At 46.1% G+C, this 5,093-nt stretch carries 5 protein-coding genes; 1 reads left to right on the top strand and 4 read right to left on the bottom strand.

The features are described 5' to 3' along the window. Positions 1 to 475: 475 nt before the first annotated feature. The 4 genes from IV55_RS03040 to IV55_RS10500 all read right to left on the bottom strand — a co-directional run bounded on the left by IV55_RS03040 (position 476) and on the right by IV55_RS10500 (position 3,979). Complete coding sequence (locus IV55_RS03040) at positions 476 to 1,888, bottom strand: DHA2 family efflux MFS transporter permease subunit (RefSeq protein ID WP_057809244.1); 1,413 nt, start codon at positions 1,886 to 1,888, stop codon at positions 476 to 478. Positions 1,889 to 1,969: 81 nt separating this feature from the next. Further along, on the bottom strand, positions 1,970 to 3,430 hold the full coding sequence (locus IV55_RS03035) for a multicopper oxidase family protein (protein WP_057809242.1): 1,461 nt from the start codon (positions 3,428 to 3,430) through the stop codon (positions 1,970 to 1,972). A 27-nt stretch (positions 3,431 to 3,457) separates the two neighbouring features. Then, entirely contained in the window at positions 3,458 to 3,631 is a 174-nt protein-coding gene (locus tag IV55_RS10505; protein WP_169790614.1) for a hypothetical protein, read from the bottom strand. 195 nt (positions 3,632 to 3,826) lie between these two features. Beyond that, positions 3,827 to 3,979 (bottom strand): hypothetical protein, encoded by a 153-nt coding sequence (locus IV55_RS10500; protein WP_169790613.1) that lies wholly within the window; start codon positions 3,977 to 3,979, stop codon positions 3,827 to 3,829. 137 nt (positions 3,980 to 4,116) lie between these two features. Here IV55_RS10500 and IV55_RS03030 point away from each other — a divergent pair, with 137 nt between their 5' ends. Further along, positions 4,117 to 5,070, top strand: coding sequence for an aldo/keto reductase (locus tag IV55_RS03030; protein WP_057809240.1), 954 nt, complete (start codon positions 4,117 to 4,119; stop codon positions 5,068 to 5,070). The last annotated feature ends 23 nt before the right edge of the window (positions 5,071 to 5,093 follow it).

The following is a 5,093-nucleotide window of genomic DNA, read 5'->3' as shown; positions in this document are numbered from 1 at the left end:
TTACCGCTTCGGCTTCGCGCAATCCTTGCGCAGCCTGCGCTCTCGGCACGACATCTGCTCTCCATTGCTAATGACCTGGTGCTGAGGGAGTGCTTTGCCCGCCTTGCGGACAAAACACAAGTTCAGTGAACGTCGAAGCAAACTCGCCACCACGGTAACTGCAGCTGCCAACGTTCACTCTATGTAATAGTTAACTGCAAACTCTAATAGCCGCTCTAACAGTCTACGTACACGTAGAACTGTTGGAGCGGCTATTTGATGTTGAGTCTAACTTTTACTTGGATACTAACGGGTGTGCCGCTCGCAAAGCGAGCGACACTCTCCGACAAAACAGGGTAACAGTGACGGCGGGGGAAAAAACCCCCCCGGGGGGGAGGGGGGGAAAAAAATCAGAAACCCCCGGAACGGTAAGGCCCCTTTGTTCCCCGCCTGCGAACGCAGTGAGCTCACTGTTACCCTGTTTTGTCGGAGACACTCACCCCTGCTTCCCTTTAGGCAACGTAAACGTCAAGGCGAGGCCAAACAAGCCAATGATTAAGAATGTTAGGAAGGTCATTTGATACCCACGTAGCGTTGCTTGATACAAGCCTAGTGCACCGTGGTTTGCTTGTGTGACTCGCGTAAGGATAATGGTGGCTGCCGCTACCCCAGCGGAGCCCAAAATTTGCCGTGCTGTCGTCGTGACCGCCGTACCATGAGCAATCAACCGATCAGGCAATGAATTGGCACCTAGCGTTACGGCTGGCATCATCACAAAGGCATTGCCGCCTTCCGTGACAATCGAGGCTAAAATCAGCGTTACCACCGTCAAATGAGCCGCAAAAATCGTTAAGTAGCCAAAGCCTAAAACAATTAAAAGCATCCCCGTCAGCACAACATTACGAGGGCCAATACGATCCATCAAGCGACCTGACAATGGATTTAATAAGCTCAATCCAACCGCTGCTGGCACCAATGATAATCCCGAAGCTAAAGCAGATAGCCCCAGTACATTTTGATAATAAAGCGGTAAGACAATTGTCGTCACAATTAATGCGATGTATGAGGCACCTGTCAAGAGCACTCCCGTCGTGAACAAACGGCTTTGAAACACATGCAACTCAAGCAACGGTTGTGCCCGGTGTAGCTGTCGCCAACAAAATCCAATCACAGCGACAATGCTGACTACAAGTAACACCGTCAGCCACCAGTTAACGCCTTTGCTACCAATCTGGTTAAGAACAAATAAAACGCCGATAAAACCTAATGAATAAACGATTGATAGCCAATCCATTTGAGACTGATTCACTGGCATAACATCTTTGATCGTCCAAAAAGAGATGACAAACACCGTTGCCACCAGAACAAAGAATAATGCGAACAAACCGCGCCAGCTCGTAAATTGGAGCATGATTCCAGATACGACAGGTCCCGTTGCTAACGCTGATCCCATGATTAATCCAGCCGTTCCCATCGTTGCACCACGATGCGTTTCAGGCGTGATTGTTAACAAAACAGTTTGAAAGGATGGAAAAATAATACCCACTCCGAGTGCTTCAATTAATCGGCCAACTAGCAACACAATGTAGTTTGGCGCCATCATACATAGCAGTGTTCCGACAGCAAATGTCGCGGTAACCCATCGAAACAGCGTCGTAAATTTAATGTTGTTCAGTAACCAAGGACTGACGGGAATCATGACACTCATCACTAACATAAAGCCAGTGGTCATCCACTGAACTTCTGGTGCGCCAATGCCAAAGGTGCGCATCAACGTGGGATATGCCGTCGATAGCGATGATTGACTAATCGACATGCTAAACGTGCCAGTCAACAGCGTGATGATGAACAATAATCGATTATAAGTCCCACCATGATTATCCTTACTAAACTTCGTTGCTTGCGTCATTTTGTCACTTTCTCTCTTAAAATTATGCCATCTAAAAGACGATGTCCAAACCGGGCATCGTCTTTTAGATGAAACCACTGCTTATTCAGGTTTTGTCATCAAATCATCCATACTCAACAAATGATACGTTTGTGGCTGGTCAGGATCATATGCTTCAATTTGCGCCATCATGCCAGTATCTTCATGTTCCAAAATGTGGCAGTGATACATAAAGACCCCAAGAACATCAAACTTCACTCGAATCCGCACTGTTTCGCCGGCATTTACACCCACGGTATCCTTAAAGCCATGCTCGTTTGGATATGGCGCATGCCCATTACGCGATAAAATCAGGAAATGACACCCGTGCATGTGGAATGGATGAATCATCCCCCCATCCATCTCATTGGTATTGGTAACATCCCAATCGACCACAGTACCTACTTGTTGGCGTCGGTCAATGCGTTGCATATCAAACAGCTTGCCATCCAGTAAGACTTCATCGTCCATCCCTGACATGACTGTCTTTTCAACGGGTAGACCTGGTGTTGGCTGCCAGTCTTCAATATCTACTAGATGTGCAGGCAAGACTGTGTCGTCTCGTTCAAAATCACCAATGGCAAACGTCATTACTGGCATGTCGTCAGTCATTAATTGGACCCGATCGCCTGGTTTGTAATCGCCAAAATCAACGATTACCTCCGCCCGTTCAGCGGCTGTCAACATTACCTTCTTCATTTGGACAGGTTCTGGCAGTACGCCACCATCAGATGCGATTTGTGTAAATTCATGATCGTCGCTAAAATGCAGACGATATTCACGTCGATCGGCACCATTCAGCATTCGTAACCGTACGCGTTGCGTTGTCACATCAAAGACACCATTAATCGTGCCATTCACCAACATGTATTTTCCAAGCGTTCCATCCATATCGTAGTCGGCATCATAATCCAATTGATTGTCATGGTAACTACGATCTTGTAGGACAACCGGAATATCATCCACCCCATAATCACGTGGGAAAGGTAGTTTGCCCTCAATGTCGTCAGTCACCACAACGGCTGCCGCAAGTCCTTGCCATACCTGCCGCGCAGTATTTGGACATGGATGTGGATGAATCCAATCCGTCTGGGCCGGCTGATTCAACGTAAACTCAATGTCGCGACTTTTACCCGGATAAACTGGGGCATGTGGACCACCATCAGTGATGGGACCAGGAATATTCAATCCATGCCAGTGCAAAGTCGTCACTTCCGGCAAATCATTCACAATGTGCACATGATAATGAACACCGTCTTTTAAGACAATGGTCTGTCCAAGTAATGACGCATTGTAGCCCCAGGTTTTAGTCTTCTGGCCAGGCAAGATTTGTGTCTCACCGGCTTGGGCACGAATTGTGTACCATACATCATTGCCGTCAACCTTATCTGGCTTTAAAACGGCAGGCACATTTAGCGGTTGTTCAGGTACATCAGCGTGTTCTAATGGCACGTAGCCCCCATCGTGCAGGTCATAAACTGGTTCATCATAAAAATAGTTGTTATAAACCGTTTGTTCACTCATGCAAACGCCTCCTCATTCATATGTAGGTTACTTTGTTTTCCGAAAAGCACACCAGCAATCAATCCCAGCCTGTAAAAACATTCCCACTGCCATAACTTGCATCGCCAACATCATCTTCATTGGTTGTGTAAATACAAGAAATACTAAATAGGCATAAAGTAATAAAAATAAAATTGTAATCGTCTTAGAACCTGTTCCCATCCTATCCACCTCCATCTATCTTATATTCATTCTAAGATAAAACGTTTCAAGAAACAATAAGTTATTTTTAGGGATACCTGCTAATTAATTGGAACAAAAAAAACCGCGTCACCATCCGAAGATGATGACGCGGGACTTTTAGCTTTTTGATGTACTGACTCTTTGAGACGATCAGAAAAGCATTCTCAACCGAAATTACTTGGCCTTAGGAGCGGCTTCGATCTCATCAGTCTTACCTGCAGCCCAACGTTGGATTGCGGCAATTTCTTTTTCACGGCGAAGGCGACGTTGACGCTTAGCGACTGGACGCTTGCCGGCGAATGAGTTCAATGGTTTCTTTTCTGCCATGATGCTTCTCCTCTCAAATTCGTTGTCATTAACACATAACACTATACCAGCTTTAACGAGCCAGCACAAGCGACTGTTTGGAAACAGTGCTACACTTGCTGTGGATACTTTGACAACCTATATAAGGAGTATAACTCATGAAATACATTAATCTTGGAAAAAGTGATCTTCACGCCTCCAATATTGGCTTAGGCATTATGCGAATGAACCAGTTATCCGTCAGCGAGGCTGCGAAAGTAATCGAAACTGCCTTTGACTTAGGTATTAACTTCTTCGATGGTGCCGATATTTATGGTGAGGGACAATCCGATACGATCTTTGGTCAAGCGTTGAAAGAAACTGGCATTGATCGTCACAGTGTTTACGTGCAGGGCAAAGTCGGTATCGTGCTAGATAATCGCCGTTCGCACGACGGACTTGTCTTTGGCGGTCGCTACGACTTTAGCCGTGATTACATCGTTGATGCCGCTCATGCAGAACTACAACGAATGAATGTGGAATACTTTGATAGTTTGCTACTTCACCGTCCAGATCCGCTGATGGAACCAGCCCAGGTGGCAGAAGCTTTAGACACGTTGCAGACAGATGGAACAGCACGCCACTTTGGTGTTTCTAATCAAAATCCTTATCAGATGGCGTTGCTGCAGAACAGCATTCATCAACAACTGCTAATCAACCAATTACAATTTTCAATTATGCACACTGGCATGATTGACGCGGGCATGCACGTCAACATGACCGATGACCGTAGTGTAGACCATGATAACGGTGTTTTAGAATATACCCAATTGCATAATATGACCGTACAAGCTTGGTCACCTTATCAATATGGTATGTTCGAAGGCGTTTTCATCGACAATCCCAAATTCCCCGAATTAAACACTATGTTACAGGCAATTGCGGATCGCTATGACGTTACCAAAAACGCCATTGCCACGGCTTGGATCTTACGGCATCCTGCGCACATTCAGGTAATCGTTGGCAGTATGAATCCCAACCGCCTGAAGCAAATTGTCGAAGCTAACAAAGTCGAATTAACGGCCCAAGAATGGTACGACATCTACGCCGCAGCAGGCAATGCTTTACCATAGAGCAGAGTGCAATCAAGCCCGGG

Origin of the sequence: Furfurilactobacillus siliginis, from assembly GCF_001437435.1 — a bacterium.
Taxonomy (GTDB): Bacteria; Bacillota; Bacilli; order Lactobacillales; family Lactobacillaceae; genus Furfurilactobacillus; species Furfurilactobacillus siliginis.
The sequence above is the reverse complement of the archived record's forward strand: the minus strand, read 5'-3'. Positions and strand labels throughout refer to the sequence as shown.

Excerpts from the sequence above, each read along its gene's own strand:
- IV55_RS03040 (WP_057809244.1), bottom strand. The coding sequence starts at position 1,888 with ATGACGCAAGCAACGAAGTTTAGTAAGGATAATCATGGTGGGACTTAT.
- IV55_RS03035 (WP_057809242.1), bottom strand. The coding sequence starts at position 3,430 with ATGAGTGAACAAACGGTTTATAACAACTATTTTTATGATGAACCAGTT.
- IV55_RS10505 (WP_169790614.1), bottom strand. The coding sequence starts at position 3,631 with ATGGGAACAGGTTCTAAGACGATTACAATTTTATTTTTATTACTTTAT.
- IV55_RS10500 (WP_169790613.1), bottom strand. The coding sequence starts at position 3,979 with ATGGCAGAAAAGAAACCATTGAACTCATTCGCCGGCAAGCGTCCAGTC.
- IV55_RS03030 (WP_057809240.1), top strand. The coding sequence starts at position 4,117 with ATGAAATACATTAATCTTGGAAAAAGTGATCTTCACGCCTCCAATATT.